The 829-nt window shown below is 68.3% G+C and carries 1 protein-coding gene; it reads right to left on the reverse strand.

The features are described from left to right. Positions 1–305: 305 nt before the first annotated feature. Positions 306–829: response regulator (locus EN742_RS36410; RefSeq protein WP_148670589.1), on the reverse strand; the 524-nt coding region annotated here is incomplete at its 5' end.

The following is an 829-nucleotide window of genomic DNA, read 5'->3' on the forward strand; positions in this document are numbered from 1 at the left end:
CACTTCGAGATTGCCGATGCGGCCGAGAGGGGTGCCTGTTGCGACGGCATCGCCGGTCCGCGCGGCGAGCAGGGCGCCGCCGGCATTCGGCCGAGTGTCACATTCCGGCATAACTGTATGCACGAGTGATTCTCCTTCGAGCCATCCCTCTTGGCACGGGGATACGGTGTAGGTGCAACAGGATTGTGACAGTACCGTGATACGCAGCGGCGGGCAATACTTCGTCGGCTGGCGAATGCCTTCATCCGGCTACCTTTAGCTGGGCAAAGCCAGGCAATCCAAGGCGTGTGCCGGGGGCAAAAAATTCAGGCCGCGACCTGCGCCTCGACAGCGCTGACCAGGGCGTCCGGGTCGAGCGGCTTGGTGACGAAGCCGCTGGCGCCGTGCGCCAGTACCGTGTGGCGGGTCTTTTCCTGGCTGTCCGCCGACAGCACCATGATCGGGACGGGCGGCACCGCCAGCGCCTCCTCGTGGCGGCGAATGGCGGCGATGGCATCCAGCCCGTCCATGACCGGCATGTGCAGGTCCATCAGCACCACGTCGAAGCGGTGCTTCAGGCCGGCATCAGTGACAGCCTCGACGGCGGCCTTGCCGTTGCCGACCACCTTGACGCGATGCCCGGCCTTCAGGAGCGTGGCGCGGGCGAGCATGGCGTTGATGTCGTTGTCCTCGGCGATCAGCACCGACAGGCCCTGCTCGCCACGGCGGCCGCCGGCGCGCACGGGCGGCGCGCCGCGCTTGTCGGCTTGCGGCAGGGGCAGGGCTGGCGCGTGGCTGGTCAAGAGCACGCGCAGCAGCGTCTCGCCGCGCACCGGCCGCGCCAGGAAGG

This window comes from Mesorhizobium sp. M4A.F.Ca.ET.020.02.1.1, from assembly GCF_004022645.1.
GTDB lineage: Bacteria > Pseudomonadota > Alphaproteobacteria > Rhizobiales > Rhizobiaceae > Mesorhizobium.